The sequence below is a fragment of the Ruminiclostridium cellobioparum DSM 1351 = ATCC 15832 genome (assembly GCF_000621505.1).
GTDB lineage: Bacteria > Bacillota > Clostridia > Acetivibrionales > DSM-1351 > Ruminiclostridium > Ruminiclostridium cellobioparum.
The window spans coordinates 209,115-225,826 of sequence record NZ_KK211289.1 but is presented as its reverse complement, the minus strand read 5'-3'; the positions used below and the strand labels follow the sequence as shown (position 1 = coordinate 225,826).

Here is a 16,712-nt window from a genome sequence, read left to right as displayed (position 1 = left end):
TTCCTCCATAATAAACTTTAGTGGGATAAAAGGTATTATTAATATACGTAAATTTACCAATTTTAATTATTAACCTGGAAATTTTACATTTGGTCCTTATATTGCCCACGGGGGTTCATGATATGGAGTTTAAGAGAGCCGGTAATATTTAAACAACTTCTTCAGCTTTCAATATTTCTGCCCCTGACGAATATTAAACTGAACATTATCAGCAGCATGCCGCCGATTTGTATAAATGAAACGGTTTCACCAAGCACCAGTACACCTCCTATAATAGACACCACGGGAATCAGATTCAGGAACATCGATGAGACAGTGGCCCCAAGGCCTTTAACTGCAACATTGTACAGATAATATGCCAATGCTGAGCAAAACAGGGCCAAATACAGCAGGTTGGCCAGGGAATAGGCCGACAGGCTTTGCCATTGTTTAAATTCAGGTATGATAAGGGGTATAAAAAGCACAGAGGCTGCTCCCATTTGATAGGCGGTTATTACGATACCGTTATATTTGCCTGTCAGGCTTTTGCAGATAATGGTATATATGACCCAGGTAACCATGGCACCGATCATCAGAAGATTTCCCCTGGTATAGCCCGAGGAAAAATCCAGACCCTTCTCGAAAATAACCAGGAAGACCCCGATTATTGAAATGATGACGCAGACAATTACCCTGGAGGTTATTTTAAACTTGTAAAACAGCGATTCTGTTATTAAAGTAAAAATTGGTACGGCAGCGACGATAATCGAACCGTTTGAGGCAGTTGTATATTTTAAACCCATATTTTCAAATAAAAAATATAAAACTATTCCGAAAAAAGAGGAGGCAAACAGGAGAAAAACATCTTTTGCCGGCATCCTCACAAACAGCTTTTTTATGTATAATATGACAGCGAGTACCACGGCGGCTATTACCTGACGGAAAAATGCAATGGTGATGGGCGGAAGGTCATTGAGTAAAATTTTTGTACTTACGAATGAATAACCCCAAAATATTACTGTAGCAGTAATAGCTATCAAAGCGAATAATTTATTGTTTTTTCTATCTCTATTCATTTTACAAAATCCCCATATTAATGTCTTTAAGGTATAATTTTCTCACATCACGAAAAGTATATCAAGAGAATATATGATTTCTATGATGTTTTACCGGGTCAGCAAGCATATATTTAATGAAAGTTTTGGCAGCTGCACTTGCAGAATCCTTGATTTCAACTGTTTTTAAAAGTGAATATTAACTGTATAAACTGTAAATAATACGCTATGAAACAGAAATAAAACAGATAGTGCAAGGCTTTATGAGGAGTACATTATGGATAATGTTCAGGGAATTACAAATCATTATGAAAACGTAAAAAGAATACTTTTTCTTTTTATCGGTTGGATGTCAGCTATTTTATCACTATTCTTTTATCCCTTTGTATTTGGAATGATTGGTGTTATTTCGGGAATTCTTGCAACCAAAAATAATAAAAGCAGGCTTGGAGTTTTCCTTGTAGTAACTTCCATTGTTCTTATGGGGTTGGGGCTTGCTTTTAGCAGTAAGTTTCTTGGTTTGGCCAAAGATGTATTAAATATATTATCAGTGGCGGGTTTACAGCTTCCGCTTATGATATAGTCCCGGCGAGCGTTACGAACTCGTAAAGGTGGATTTATTTTTATTTAAATTGGAGGAAAATAATGGGTGAGCTAGTTAATGGTAACTTATTGATCATAGGGGGAGCTGAAGATAAGTGGGGACAGAGCAGTGTCCTTAAGCATGCTATAGAAATGTGCGGAGGACCTGAAGCCAAAATAACTGTTTTGACAACTGCAACACAAAAGCCCCAGGAGGTTGGAGAAGAATACAGGAAAGTTTTTTCCAGGCTTGGAGTACAGAACATAGATGTTTTAAATATTGACAATAGAAGCGATGCAAATGACGACTCTGTAGCACAAAGGATATCAGGTGCAGCAGGAGTTTTTTTTACAGGAGGAGATCAGCTAAGAATAACAAGCATATTAGGCGGAACGAAAACCTTTGGAGTACTTCTGGACTTATATAGAAAGGGAGTGCCGATTATAGGAACCAGTGCAGGTGCATCTGCCATGAGCAGTGTTATGATTGTCGACGGCAACAGTAATTCGGCTGCAAGGAAATGCACATTGGGGATGTCACCCGGACTCGGACTTATGGAACAGGTTATACTGGATCAGCATTTTGAGCAGAGAGGCAGGCTGGGGAGGCTTCTTGTAGGTGTTGCCCAGAATCCGTCTATTCTTGGCATTGGTATTGATGAGGATACCGCAATTAAGGTTCATGCCAATGCTTCCTTTGAAGTTGTGGGCACCAACTGCGTTACGGTTATTGACGGCAGAACCATTCAGAACTCAAATGTTTCGGAATTGAATTCCGAAGATATAATAGCACTGTCAAATGTTACAATTCATGTATTGCCCAATGGCTATGGCTTTGATCTTGGCCGGAGGTGTGTTCAGAAGAAAAATTCATAACTTCAAACTAACAAAAACTAACAAAATGAATCAATATTCATATTGCATAGTAACAATATTAGGAGGGTTTTACGGTGCAAATTCAAAGCATTTATTGCTTTCAAGGCAGAAATATATATAGTCACAAACCTGTGGTAAGAATGATTGTTGATATTGGGATTTTTGAGTCAGGACCAACAAAGGATATACCGGGCTTTAATGAAAAATTGTTGGAAAATTTTCCCGAATTGGCTGAACATACCTGCGGAGTCGGTTATGCGGGAGGCTTTGGCGAACGTCTGGCCGAAGGCACTTACATGGGACATGTTGCAGAACACTTGATCATAGAGCTGCAAAATAAACTCGGGTATAACGTGAATCATGGAAAGACCAGGCAGATCGGTACGACCTCGAAGTACTATATCATATATGAATATATAAATGAAACACTTGCCGTAGAATGCGGCAAAAAGGCTATAGAAATTCTCAAAGGCTTTGCTGCCGGAAAAGATATTGAAATCTGGAAAATAATGAACGCGCTGAAGAAATTATCCCTGGAAACCGATATGGGACCAAGCACAAAAGCCATTTATACCGCCGCTGTAGACAGGGGTATCCCGGTGGTCAGGCTTGGTAACGGCAGTATGCTGAGGATGGGCTACGGGAAGGGTATAAGGACAATACAGGCATCGCTGACCGATAATGCCAGCTGCATATCGGTAGATATGGTGTCGGACAAGCAGCTTACCAAGAAAATATTAGCCGACGGCAATATTCCCGTGCCTTACGGTGCAGCAGCCAAGAGCATCGAGGAAGTGGAGGAGGCGGCACAAAAGGTAGGTTATCCCCTGGTGCTGAAGCCTCTGGATTCCAATCAGGGAAAAGGCGTCACAGTCAATATAACATCCGGTGACCAGCTGGGGGAGGCATTTGCAGAAGCAAGAAAATATTCAAAAAAAGTTATTGTGGAAAGGTATATAAGCGGAAAGGATTACAGAGTGCTTGTGATAGGGGGGCGCGTAAGCGCAGTGGCGGAGAGAAGGCCTCCTGAGGTGACCGGGGACGGCAGAAGTACTGTGGAACAGCTTGTTGAACAGGAAAATCAGAACCCTCTGAGAGGGGAGGATCACGAAAAACCTCTGACATATATAAAACTGGATGATATTGCAGAAAAATGTCTGAAGTCACAGGGTTTGACCCTGAAAAGTATTCCGGAGGCTGGAAGAATTGTAAGACTGAGGCAAAATGGAAATATCAGCACAGGCGGTACTGCCAGAAACTGTACCGAAGATATCCACCCCAAGAATGCACAGTATGCAATAGCAGCTGCACGTGCGGTTGGGCTTGATGTTGCAGGGATTGATTTTGCCTCTGAAGATATCTCCATACCGCTGGATATGAATGCCGGTGCAATTATTGAAGTAAACGCGGCTCCAGGGCTTCGGATGCACCTGTATCCCTCTGAGGGAAAACCTGTGGATGTTGCAAATGATATTATTGATATGATGTATCCAGACAGCTGCTGGAGCATTCCAATAGTGGCAGTCACGGGTACAAACGGCAAGACTACCACCACCAGGCTGATCAGGCACACTCTGGCGCTGACCGGACTGACAGTGGGTATGACCTGCACCAGTGGAATATATGTAGGAAATGAATGTATCCAGAAAGGCGATACTACCGGTCCGGTGAGTGCCAACGTGGTACTGGCCAACAAAAAGGTCGAAGCGGCTGTACTGGAAACAGCCAGAGGCGGGATTATCAGAAAAGGCCTGGGGTATGATCTGGCTGATGTGGCAGTGCTGGTAAATATCAGCGACGATCATCTGGGCATTGACGGAATCAATACCCTGGAGGATCTGGCAAAAACAAAAGCCCTGGTAATAGAAGCGGTCAAGCGGTCGGGCTATGCGGTTCTCAACGCCGATGACAGCATGACACCCTATGTTTTGAACAGGGTGAGGAGCAGGGTGATATTGTTCGGAAGGACTATGTCAAACCCGCTTATAAAGAAGCACAGTAAGAATCCGGAAAATATCGCCGTATTTGTGAGAGATAATTACATCTGGATACTCAGAAATGGAAAAAGGGAGCCTGTTATCAGTCTGGTGGATATCCCCATAACCTACGGAGGTTTGGTAGACTGCAATATAGAAAACTCTCTGGCTGCAATTTCAGCATTGATCGGGCTTAATATATCCGTGGATGTAATAAAAAAAGGTATGAGTACATTCCGGCCTGATATCGAACTGAACCCGGGAAGGTTTAACATCTTTGATATGGGGACCTTTAAGGTAATGATAGATTACAGCCACAACATAGCAGGTTACTCGGCGGTTATAAGATTCATGCAGAAAACAAAGGCAAAGCGGCTGGTGGGAATTGTGGGAATGCCCGGAGACAGGATGGATGCAAATATAAAGGAAGTTGGCGAGCTGTGCGGGAGGTCTTTCGATAAAATTTACATCAAGGAAGATAAGGACTTAAGAGGCAGGAAAAAAGGAGAAGTTGCGGAATTATTTGAGTCAAGTATATTAGGTGCAGGATTTAAAAAGGAAAATATCGAGATAATATTAAGCGAAACCGGTGCACTTGAAAAGGCCATGCTGGACGGCCAGCCGGGCGATTTGATAGCATTGTTTTATGAGGAATTTGATCCGGCTGTACAGGTGATAACCAAATTCAAGAAAGAACAGGAAGAAGTGAATCAGGTACTTGAGGACAGTCTGAAGGATATGACAAAGGACAAAACGGAGGTTGCTCCAATACTTTTAAACAGTATTTTGACAAAACCCGATATGGTGGAATTCAGAGAATTGTAATATAATGAAAGAAATGAGGCGGATTCATGGGGTGTGTTAATGGTAGAGGTCTATTATTATGTCAAAACGGAAAATGTGTCGAATATATTGGAGTGCGGATTAAAACTGTCTGCTTGTCATAACAGGGAAGTTTTAATAGGCCCCGAGAAGGTAATGTGCTTCTCGGGTCTGTTAAATCCCAAAGACAATCTGGAATTATACAGATCCTCTGATTTTACATGTCTGAAAATACAGGTGAAAAGCGAGAAATGTTTTGTAGCAGACAGATTTCTATTTGAAAATGCATCGGATACTGATTATAGTATGGATTTGTATTATAAATCGATCATACCTGTAAAAAAATATATTTTCGGGACTTACAGACTGCCGGAATGCCTGATAACTACCACAATCCTCCCCGGAGAGGCGGCAGTACTTGATAAAAGAATGGATTCGCCGGTTATTTATACAAATTCGGAAGAACTATATATAAACAATATTTTGCAGGAATTGAGGGAACAGCTTGCAGAATCTGATGATTTTCTACTGTATTACTTCTTTGATAAACTTGCAGAAGGAAACTATCTGGAAAAACTGGAGAATCCTCAGAATAGAACAGCGGTGTTCAGAACTCCGGCAGGGAAAACATATTGTTTAAAAAGACCCCGGCAGGATCAATTCCCTGAGTTGGACCGGCTTAATGAACGGTGTGAGGCGGATCAGATAATTAATATAACATGATTTATTGTTATAAGGGATGGTGACCAGGCAATTTGAAAAATCTTATTTTACATAGGCTTAAAGAAAAGCGGGAATACGTATCGGGTGAGGAACTCAGCAACAGTCTGGGGGTTTCGCGTACCGCAGTATGGAAGCATATAAATGAACTGAGAAAAGAAGGCTATAACATAGAGTCTTCTTCAAGAAAAGGATACAGACTTATAGAGTTGCCGGATATACTTGATGAAAGAGAACTCTATGTCCCTGAAGGACAGCATATCGGAAGAGAACTTATACATTTTGATGAAATAGATTCTACCAATAACCATGCAAAAAAAATTGCTAATGATGGCTGTCCCCACGGGACAGTAGTGGTTGCCGAAAGGCAGACCCTGGGAAGAGGCCGTGTCGGGAGACTCTGGCAGTCTGACAACAACCGGGGACTGTGGTTTTCAATTGTTCTCAGACCGGATCTGGAGCCCGAGCAGGTTCAGATAATCACTCTTGCGGCATCTGTTGCTGTTGTCGAGGGAATATTCCGTGATCTGGGAATAAATTGCGGAATCAAATGGCCCAATGATATAATATTGGGGAACAGCAAGCTGTGCGGAATACTTACCGAGCTGAGTGCCGAGCCGGGGCATGTAAATTATGTAGTGGTCGGGATTGGCATTAATGTAAATCAGAGTTTCAGCGAATTCGATGCGGATATTCAGGACAAGGCCACCTCTCTGCAGATACACGCAGGCAAAAAAATTTCCAGGGTGAAGCTGCTTGCGGGCATATTGACCTGCTTTGAAGAAATGTATAATAAAGTGCTTGAGAAAAATACAGAAGATATTATTGACAGATGGAATAAATACTCGGTTACCCTTGGCAGGGAAGTGAAGATTGTAAGCAGGGATATGGAATACATTGCCACTGCACAATCCGTTGCCCCGGATGGAAAACTTGTTGTAAAATGTAAGGATGGCACTGTAAGGGAGATTTCAGCGGGAGAGGTTCAGGTCAGAGGTCTGCTGGGATACGTATAAAAAATTAAGCCGTATATCAAGAGTACGCGGCACAACGCATTGCTGTACGTCTTTGCCCTGTCGCAAGCCAAGTACGACGACAAAGAAAGGTGGCAAAATAGCCGGCGTGAGGCGTGTTGTACATTGTCAATAGAGGGGATATATGCTATGATAACAAAGGCTGGATTATATTTTAAAATTGATTATATTTAGCTGAACAGAAAGCTTAGGAGGAATAAAAAAGTGGTTAAAAAGAATGATTACCCAAGAAAAAACTTTTCAAAGGATGGAGTTCAAACAGGTGCGCCTGCCAATCAAAATTCACAGCAGAAATCCTTTCAAAAGGATTCAGATGTATCTCGCAAAGACAACCATAATCTAAGAAGCAACAGGCCTCCAAGAGACAGAGACAATCAGCAGAGGGAAAATAATAACCAAAGGGATTTTAACCAGCAAAGGGATACACAGAGAAGAGAAAACCGGGACAATCAGGTAAGGGAAAACTCTTCACGGGAAAACGGACAAAACCAGCACAAGGAAAATTATCAGAGAAATTTTCATAGGGACAATCAAAAGGAAAACAGGGAAAATGTCAGACAGCATTTCCAGAGACCTATTAAGCCTCGTGCAGAAGAGACAGTGGCGGATATTTCCGCGGATATAGCCAGAATAGAAAAAGAAATTGAGCTGGAATTAAAGGAAATTCGCACTATGAGACTTGGAGTATAATTGGAGTATAATATATTTATATTTCTCGTAGTCTGCAAAATCTGAAGCGTGTATTGTCCGGCAATACATGAATTGAATTTAGCTGTTACGGATTACTGGTTAAGAATGGTGGAGGAATATGATTCTAGTAGTAGATGTTGGAAATACGCATATTGTGCTTGGTGTTTACGGGAACACGGAGCTTCTGGCCAGTTGGCGGCTGAAAACCGACAAGGAGAGGACCGCGGATGAATTGGGGATGTTTATGCTCAATTTATTTGGACACGCCGGTTTAAAAGCCGGTGAAATCGAAGCGGTTATCATAGCATCAGTTGTTCCGCCCATAATGTATACTTTGGAGCATTCAATCAAAAAGTATTTCAAACTGGAACCCATGATCATCGGTCCGGGTACCAAAACTGGTATAAACATCAGGTGTCAGAATCCGAAGGAAGTGGGAACAGACAGGATAGTAAATGCTGTTGCAGCCTTTGAAATATATGGCGGACCGCTTATAATAGTAGATATGGGAACCGCTACCACTTTTTGCGCCGTATCGGGCAGGGGGGAATATCTGGGCGGTATTATCTGTCCCGGAGTCAAGATCAGTCTGGAGGCGCTGTTCCAAAAGGCGGCCAAGCTCCCAAGAATAGATCTGGTAAAACCGGAAGGTGTCATTGGCAAAAACACCGTATCCAGTATGCAGTCGGGAATATTTTACGGATATATCGGACAGGTTGAATATATAGTTAAGCGGATGAAACAGGAAATGCAGGAAGACAATATAAAGGTAATAGCTACCGGGGGACTGGCAAGATTTTTCTCCGAGGAATCCAGGACAATTGATCACGTAAATCCGACATTGACACTGGAGGGGCTCAGAATAGTATACGAAAGAAATCGAAATTGATTAACATATTGTACCATCGTTTCCATATTAGCTTCACTAACTTCAATCGATGAATGCACACAGAGGTGCTTACATGAAATAAACAGGTTCAGCAAATATTTTGCCTGCAAATTTCAGTAAGCACTTTTATTGTAAGCGCTATTTTTTTAACAAAGTTATAAATATTCACCTTGTTAAATTTTGCTCAATCATCCGCAAATCTGCATGGTATGTATACATCTGGGCTAAAAAGAAAACATTGTATACAAGTTAAATGGAAATGCATAAAAACTTGAGATTAAGCTACAATATGAAATGTAATCTCGAAAATCAGCGATTTTTGCTAAGAAAATAATAGAATATCATGTTATTTATGTTTGTAAGTTAATACAAGTTGTGATACGCTTATAACAATTGCGAAAAAAATGGAGGGAATTTGTATGGGATATAAAGTAGCTATAATTGGCGCAGGATTCGTTGGAGCTTCAGCAGCTTATGCGATGTCTATTAACAATTTGGTATCTGAGTTGGTTTTAATCGATGTAAACAAGGAAAAGGCTTACGGAGAAGCTCTTGACATTAGCCACGGCTTATCATTCGCAGGTCATATGAATGTTTATTCAGGTGATTATGCCGATGTTAAGGATTGTGATGTAATCGTTGTAACTGCGGGTGCTGCAAGAAAACCGGGCGAAACACGTTTGGACCTTGCAAAGAAAAACACTGCAATAATGAAGAGTATTGTGACTGAGCTTATGAAATACTACAACAAGGGTGTAATAGTAAGCGTATCAAACCCTGTTGACGTATTGGCATATATGACACAGAAGTGGTCAGGCTTACCTGCAAGCAAGGTTATCGGTTCAGGTACTGTTCTTGACAGTGCAAGATTCAGAACACATATCAGCCAGGCGTTGAATGTGGATATTGCCAACGTTCACGGCTATATCATGGGTGAGCATGGAGATTCACAGCTTCCTGTATGGAGCCAGACTCATATTGCGGGAACACAATTTGACGACTATGTAAAGGCTAACGGTTTAAGCATAAATAAGGACGAGTTGTTTAGTGAAGTAAAGGCAGCCGGCGCTACAATCATCAAAAACAAGGGAGCAACTTACTACGGTATAGCTCTTTCAATCAACAGAATAGTTGAATCAATACTGAAGGACTTCAACACAATAATGCCTGTTGGTACTGTTCTTGACGGACAATACGGCGTCAAGGATGTATTGTTGAACGTTCCCACAATAGTTGGCGGCAGCGGAGCTGAAAAGGTTCTTGAATTAAACATCACAGATGCTGAATTACAACTTTTGAGAGATTCGGCTGAAAAGGTAAGAGCAGTTATCAATGAAGTAAAAGATATTTAATTTTGTAAAAAATTAGGATAAGCTTAGTTTTTTATGGTTAAATTTAAAAAAGAGGTTGTGAAAGATTTCACAATAGTGTAGAATAGATAAGGGACAAATAACAGTAAAATCCGGCGGCCGCTGGGAATTATTGGTTGTTTGTTCCTTATGGCAATAAGAAAAAATCGATTAAATTAACGTTTGGAGGATTATCAAATGGGAACTATTTATGAAGATTCACTTAAGGCGCACGAAGAATGGGCAGGCAAAATAGAAGTAGTATGCAAAGCTCCCTTAAAGGACAAGAGAGATCTTTCATTAGCTTATTCACCTGGAGTAGCTCAACCATGCCTTGAAATACAGAAGGACGTTGAGAACTCATACAAATACACAAGAAGACACAACATGGTAGCAGTTATCACCGACGGTACGGCTGTTCTTGGTTTGGGTGACATCGGTCCGGAAGCAGGTATGCCTGTAATGGAAGGTAAATGCTGTCTTTTCAAAACTTTCGGAGATGTTGATGCATTCCCGCTTTGTATCAAATCAAAGGATGTTGATACCATAGTTGAAACTGTCAAGTTGCTCTCCGGCAGCTTCGGCGGAGTAAATCTGGAAGATATAGCTGCTCCGAGATGCTTTGAAATAGAAGAAAGGTTGAAGAAGGAAACAGATATTCCAATATTCCACGATGACCAGCACGGTACTGCAATAGTCACAGCAGCAGGTCTTATCAATGCATTAAAGGTTGTTGGAAAGAATATGGAAGATATCTCAATAGTTGTTAACGGTGCAGGCGCCGCTGCTATAGCTATTACCAAGCTTCTTTTCTCCATGGGTCTCAGAAAAGTTGTTCTCTGCGATACCAAGGGTGTTATATATGAAGGCAGAGACAACCTCAATCCAATCAAGGCTGAGATGGCAAAGATCACCAACCTTGAAGGCAAGAGAGGTTTATTAAAGGATGTTATGGTCGGAGCTGATGTATTCATCGGAGTTTCAGCTGCCAACCAGGTTACCAAGGAAATGGTCAAGTCAATGGCAAAGGATCCGATCATATTTGCACAGGCTAACCCGACTCCTGAAATCATGCCTGAGGAAGCTCTTGAAGCTGGTGCTGCTGTTGTTGGAACAGGCCGTTCAGACTATCCGAACCAGGTTAACAACGTTCTTGCATTTCCTGGTATCTTCAGAGGTACTTTTGATGTAGGAGCACGTGAAATAAATGACGAAATGAAGATAGCTGCAGCATACGCAATAGCCAGCCTCGTCAGCGATGCTGAAAGAAACGCTGAGTATGTTATTCCTGCTCCTTTCGATCCGAGAGTATCAAAGACAGTTGCAGAAGCGGTTGCTGAAGCAGCCAGAAAGACCGGAGTTGCAAGAAGGTAACATTTTTAAAAAGTTATTGATTTTAGAATAATATCGCTTAAACAAGCTGACAATGTTTCCATAACATGGTCAGCTTGTTTTTTTATTTTTCCTTATTGCATTAGAAAAAGAGGTATGATACAATTAATTCATAGAAATAAAGAACGTCGTTCTATATTATAGAACTAGGGGGCGCGCAATGGTATACGATACTGGTGAAGTTAAGATCAAAAGTTTGAGCAAAGCAATCGAGGTTTTAAACTGCTTTGTCAAGAAGCCTAATCTGGGTGTTACCGAGATCAGTGAAATGCTTGGCCTTTATAAAAGCAATGTTCATAATATATTGGATACATACAAGCAAATGGGATATATAGAGCAGGATGAGGAAACAGGAAAATACAGTCTGGGTATCGGTATTTTTAACCTGAGCAGAGCTCTGGGGGATACCTTTGCCATTACCAAGATAGCCCAGCCCTACATGCAGGAACTGGCCAACATTACAAACGAGAACGTTTACCTCGCAGTTCCCCACCGGGGAGAGGTGCTTTATCTCGAGGCTACCTATCCTGCGCAGGCAACCCATTTGATGCGTTCTCTTTTCGGTGAACGGGCCGGAATGTACTGCACGGGAATCGGCAAGGCAATGCTTGCCAACATGTCCGAGGAATTTATTTCAAGCTATCTGGAACAGGATTTCGTGCCCTTTACCGGGAATACCATAGTGGATAAAAAGATTCTGAAGGAAGAACTGCAGGTCACAAAAGTCAGAGGTTATGCAATAGATAACATGGAACATGAATTTGGTGTCAAGTGTGTGGCATTGCCCATATTCGACTCCAAGCACCAGGTAGTTGCCGCCATGAGTGTTAGCGGAGCTTCCTTGAAATTCACAGAGAGCTTCATACAGGAAGTAGCTGAGCTTACAAAGAGATATATTCAAAAAATAGAAATAAGGATTTGATCAATAAAAAAATTGAATATTTCGCTTTAAATCCATAGGGGCTAAAACTTAGGTATATTTATCTAAGTTTTCCTTAACAACACAATTGAGAACAGAGTTCTACGATGTGGAACAAAATGAATAATTGGTATATATTATACAGAAATGGAGTGAAGTTATAGTGGAAAATAAATTTCCGGGTGGGGTTTGGCCGGTCATGCTGACTCCTTACAATGAAAAGCAAGAAATTGACTATAATGCGCTGGAGCAACTTGTTGATTGGTACATAAAGGAAGGTGTATCAGGGCTGTTTGCAGTTTGCCAGTCGAGCGAGATGTTTTATTTGAGTCTTGAGGAGAGGATCAAACTGTCTAAAGAAGTTGTAAAAGCTGCGGCAGGCAAAGTCCCGGTTATAGCTTCAGGCCATGTATCCGATTCCTTTGAGGATCAGGTGACAGAAACCAATGAAATAGCGAGAACAGGTGTGGATGCGGTAATTTTAATAACCAACCGCCTGGCAGGGGAAGATGAGAGTGATGAAATATGGCTGGAAAATTGCAAAAGACTTCTGGAAAAAATAGACCCGGACATACCGTTAGGCTTCTATGAATGTCCTTATCCGTATAAAAGACTTATATCTGTTGAAAATATAAAGTGGTGTGCCGATACCGGCAGGTTTTTCTTTCTGAAGGATACTTGCTGTGATACCGGGGAAATCCGGAAAAAGCTGAAGGCAATAGAGGGCAGCAATTTGAAACTGTATAATGCCAACAGCTCCACGCTGCTTGAGTCCTTGAAGGACGGAGCTGCCGGATACAGCGGAGTAATGGCCAACTTTCATCCGTCATTGTATGCCTGGCTCTGTAAGAATTATGAAAAAATCAGCGCCGAAGACCTTTCGGATCTGCTTACAATTACATCACTGATTGAGCGTCAGTATTATCCGGTAAATGCAAAATACTATCTTAAAACCTTTGAAAACCTGCCCATGACGACGGTGTGCAGGGTAAAGGAGGAAGATGGACTTACTGAAACCTTTAAAAAAGAAATTTCGGTACTGAATAGGATTTCGAAAAACCTTATTGACAAGTATGTGGATTAAAAGGCTGCAAAAGGCTATATAGGGGGGAAGGTATAAATATGAGCGGGGCAGTTAAAGCAAATAAAAAACTAAATGAAGAAAAAATATTGGCAGTTGTATTTTTAGCGCCGGCATTGATTTTGATATTATGTATGACTGTAGCACCTATCTTCTACGCAATCAATACCAGCCTGCATGCAACGGAATATGCGCAGATAAAAGAGTTTATCGGCCTGCAGTACTACAAGGAAATACTGGGGTCGGCAAAAGGATGGTATTCCATATTCAATTCGGTTACGTATGTTTTAATGTCTTTGATTCTGGTTATTCCTTTAGGAACAATCAGTGCAGTATTGCTGAACAAAAAGATTGCAGGGAGGACAATCATCCGGACACTGGTGATCATACCCTGGGTATTGTCACAGACCGTTACGGCTTTGCTGTGGAAATGGCTGCTCAACAGCAACTATGGACCTGTAAGCTATATATATTACTCCATCACAGGCCAGAAGGTCGACTTCTTTAATACACCTCTGGCAGCCAAGTTTACTGTTGTATTAGCCAATGTGTGGAATTCCTTCCCCATTGTTTTAATCCTGATACTGGCTGCCCTGCAATCAATATCCTCTGAAATCTATGAGGCGGCTGAAGTAGACGGTTCAACCAAGCTGCAGACATTCTTCAAAATAACGCTGCCGCTGTTGAAGCCTACAATACTGACGGCGGTTGTGCTTCAAAGCATGGAGTATTTCAACATGGTTACTCTGATATATACCCTGACATCGGGCGGACCCTTCGATGCCACTCAAACCGTGAGTGTACTGGCATTTAAGGAAGGTTTTGATTACTGGCACCTGGGGTATGGCTCTGCCAGCAGTATCATAATACTTTGTCTCAACATGCTATTCAGCATTTTTTATATGAAAATCCTCAGAAAAAAAGACTAGTGATGAAAGAAGGGAACAGAAGATGGCAAAAGGTTACTCAACCATGGGAAAGGAAAAGTTCAGCATATCAACTGTAGTTACATATATAGTTTTGCTGTTGTTTATTTTTGTCATGATAATTCCTATTTTCTGGGGATTGATGACATCCTTGAAAGGGACCGGAGAGATTAACAGATTTCCGCCTACAATTATTCCAAGTGTACTGGATACGACAAATTATTATAAAGTACTGTTCTTATCAAATTTTACAACCTATTTTAAAAACAGCGTACTTGTAACGGTTCTATGTGTTTTTGTCTCAACAGTCATAGCCGGGCACGCAGCATATGCAATTTCCCGTTTCAACATAAGGTTTAAAAACCAGCTGATGTTTGGAATACTGATGACCAGTATGGTTCCTGCTGTGGCACTGCTGATTCCGCTCTATATAATGGGCGTAAAAACCGGAATTTACAACACCAGGTTTATGCTGGTACTGGTATACACTTCCTGGAGAACACCAATGCTGACATGGATACTTAAAGGGTTCTTTGACTCGGTACCGCTGGCAATTGAAGAAGCGGCAATGATCGACGGCTGTTCGCGGCTCAGAACTTTTTATACTATCGTGATTCCGATGTCACAGCCTGGAATTGTGTCAAGCGCATTACTTACAGCGGTTTATGTGTGGAATGATTTTCTTGTATCCTTCAGTTTTGTAACGAATGAAAAACTTCGAACCGTGTCGGTTGGTCTTTATTCCTACATTACGCAGTATGGGGTCCAATGGGGAGAACTTCTGTCTGCGGTCATGATAACAATCATTCCCATAATTATTCTGTTTGTTTTACTGCAGAAAAAGTTCGTGGATGGAATGGCTGCCGGGGCAGTCAAGGGTTAGAAGCTGTTTCGTGTCAGCTTGCGTTTGGCATTTTGGTTGGGTTTCGCACCAAAATGACGAGCGTAATGGGATATTAAACAGACTTTTGAGTGTGAATTAAGGCTGGATGCTTTAATTATAATTTAAAGGGCAAAGGAGAATAAAAAATGAAAAGATTAGTTAGTGTAATACTCGTATTAGTGCTGGTCTTTAGTCTGGCTGCATGCGGAGGAAACTCAAACGGAAACGCTGAAAGCAGCAAGACAGGTTCTGAACAAAGTTCGTCAGGTTCTGCCGTGGCAGAAGGGTCGGATTTAACTCTTTGGATTTTCTTGAATCCCGAATCCCAGGAGGATCCAAGAAATGTTGTTTTAAAAAACATAGTTGACAACTACAATAAGAATAATACCATGAAGAATACCGTTAAGGTTGAGAGCATTCATTACAGCAAGTTTGAAGCTCAGGCTATCCAGGCGGCGGCAGCAGGCACCGGACCCGACATAATCAACGTGTACACCGATATGCTGAAACAGCATATTGCAGGCGGAACCATCCAGCCAATGACAAAGTACGCTGAGGAATTCATACCCACCCTGGAGGGCTATACTTATTCTGCAGACAGTTTGAAAATCAATAATGAAATATATTCGCTGCCATGGGAGAGCAGAACCTTTGTATTCTGGTACAGAAATGACATATTCAAGGAAGTGCCTACATCTCTCTCAGGTCTGTCCAAGCTGGCAGGCGCACAATCAACAGCTCTTGCACAGGGTTTTGTCATTGGGTTGTCGGATGGTTCAAAAGGTGCGAGCTTCATGGAATCCTTTGTTCCATTCATTCGCTCGGCCGGAGGTACATTATTTGATGATTCGGGCAAAGCGGTATTCAACAGCGATTCAGGTGTACAGGCTCTGGATTATGTAAAGAGTCTCGTGGACTCCAAGGCCATGGACAAGTCGACATTAAGCCTGGGAGTTGATGAGATAATAGATGCATTCAAGGCAGGAACAATACTCTCCTGCAATGCAGGAACACAAAGAGCGGCTGCAATAAGAGCATCTGAGCTCAACGATAAAATTGTATCGGCGCCCATGCTGGGTTTCAAGGATAATGAACCAAGTCCGGCAGTGGTTGCAGGACAGAGTTTGGGTATAGGAAAGTTCTCAAAGAACCCCGAAGCCTCATTTGATTTCATAAAAGCATTCTTCACCAAGGAAAGCCAGGTTGACTGGTTGAAGGCAAAGGTTCTTCCGGCGCTCAAGACGGTATATGACGACCAGGAAGTCAAGAGCATGGCAAACTATGATGAACTGCTTTCCTGGAATGAATATGCAAGCAAAGGAAAAGTTGAGTTCTACCCGGCAGATTATTCCGAGTTGTCGGTAAAACTGGTTCAGGCAGCGCAGAATGTCATATTCGGCGGCAAGGATTCAAAGACCGAACTGGACAATGCTGCAAATTGGTATAACAGCAAAAATAATAAATAAGTTGGTCCGGGAATGCACTTATACGGGAAAGTGTAAGTGCATTCCCAGGAAATAAAATATTAATGGAAGCTGG

The 16,712-nt window shown here is 41.7% G+C and carries 15 protein-coding genes; 14 read left to right on the top strand and 1 reads right to left on the bottom strand.

Annotation, left to right across the window (positions count from 1 at the left end; all coding sequences use genetic code 11):
* Window positions 1-161: 161 nt before the first annotated feature.
* Window positions 162-1,055 (bottom strand): DMT family transporter, encoded by an 894-nt coding sequence (locus T344_RS0120360; RefSeq protein ID WP_027630218.1) that lies wholly within the window; start codon window positions 1,053-1,055, stop codon window positions 162-164.
* A gap of 256 nt (window positions 1,056-1,311) precedes the next feature.
* Between T344_RS0120360 and T344_RS28895 the strand changes: the two genes are divergently transcribed.
* The 14 genes from T344_RS28895 (at window position 1,312) to T344_RS0120290 (ending at window position 16,639) form a co-directional block, all read left to right on the top strand.
* A complete protein-coding gene (locus T344_RS28895) occupies window positions 1,312-1,617 on the top strand; it encodes a hypothetical protein (RefSeq protein WP_004623713.1) in 306 nt (101 codons plus the stop codon).
* 62 nt (window positions 1,618-1,679) lie between these two features.
* Complete coding sequence (locus T344_RS0120350; protein ID WP_027630217.1) at window positions 1,680-2,492, top strand: cyanophycinase; 813 nt, start codon at window positions 1,680-1,682, stop codon at window positions 2,490-2,492.
* 74 nt (window positions 2,493-2,566) lie between these two features.
* On the top strand, window positions 2,567-5,293 hold the full coding sequence (cphA, locus tag T344_RS0120345) for a cyanophycin synthetase (protein ID WP_027630216.1): 2,727 nt from the start codon (window positions 2,567-2,569) through the stop codon (window positions 5,291-5,293).
* Between the two features lie 39 nt (window positions 5,294-5,332).
* A complete protein-coding gene (locus T344_RS0120340; RefSeq protein ID WP_034862494.1) occupies window positions 5,333-6,013 on the top strand; it encodes a hypothetical protein in 681 nt (226 codons plus the stop codon).
* A gap of 32 nt (window positions 6,014-6,045) precedes the next feature.
* The gene (locus T344_RS0120335) at window positions 6,046-7,026 is read left to right on the top strand and encodes a biotin--[acetyl-CoA-carboxylase] ligase (protein WP_027630214.1); all 981 of its coding nucleotides are present in this window, start codon (window positions 6,046-6,048) and stop codon (window positions 7,024-7,026) included.
* Between the two features lie 222 nt (window positions 7,027-7,248).
* Window positions 7,249-7,734, top strand: coding sequence for a hypothetical protein (locus T344_RS0120330; protein WP_027630213.1), 486 nt, complete (start codon window positions 7,249-7,251; stop codon window positions 7,732-7,734).
* A 118-nt stretch (window positions 7,735-7,852) separates the two neighbouring features.
* A complete protein-coding gene (locus T344_RS0120325; protein WP_027630212.1) occupies window positions 7,853-8,623 on the top strand; it encodes a type III pantothenate kinase in 771 nt (256 codons plus the stop codon).
* Window positions 8,624-9,042: 419 nt separating this feature from the next.
* Window positions 9,043-9,975 (top strand): L-lactate dehydrogenase, encoded by a 933-nt coding sequence (locus tag T344_RS0120320; RefSeq protein ID WP_027630211.1) that lies wholly within the window; start codon window positions 9,043-9,045, stop codon window positions 9,973-9,975.
* 195 nt (window positions 9,976-10,170) lie between these two features.
* Entirely contained in the window at window positions 10,171-11,346 is a 1,176-nt protein-coding gene (locus tag T344_RS0120315; protein ID WP_027630210.1) for an NAD(P)-dependent malic enzyme, read from the top strand.
* Between the two features lie 178 nt (window positions 11,347-11,524).
* Window positions 11,525-12,286 carry an IclR family transcriptional regulator gene (locus T344_RS0120310; RefSeq protein WP_004623727.1) on the top strand — a complete coding sequence of 254 codons (762 nt, stop codon included), beginning with the start codon at window positions 11,525-11,527 and terminating at the stop codon, window positions 12,284-12,286.
* A 160-nt stretch (window positions 12,287-12,446) separates the two neighbouring features.
* Entirely contained in the window at window positions 12,447-13,367 is a 921-nt protein-coding gene (locus T344_RS0120305; protein WP_027630209.1) for a dihydrodipicolinate synthase family protein, read from the top strand.
* A gap of 38 nt (window positions 13,368-13,405) precedes the next feature.
* Entirely contained in the window at window positions 13,406-14,293 is an 888-nt protein-coding gene (locus T344_RS0120300) for a carbohydrate ABC transporter permease (protein WP_027630208.1), read from the top strand.
* A gap of 22 nt (window positions 14,294-14,315) precedes the next feature.
* A complete protein-coding gene (locus T344_RS0120295) occupies window positions 14,316-15,173 on the top strand; it encodes a carbohydrate ABC transporter permease (protein WP_027630207.1) in 858 nt (285 codons plus the stop codon).
* A 146-nt stretch (window positions 15,174-15,319) separates the two neighbouring features.
* A complete protein-coding gene (locus tag T344_RS0120290; protein WP_027630206.1) occupies window positions 15,320-16,639 on the top strand; it encodes an ABC transporter substrate-binding protein in 1,320 nt (439 codons plus the stop codon).
* The last annotated feature ends 73 nt before the right edge of the window (window positions 16,640-16,712 follow it).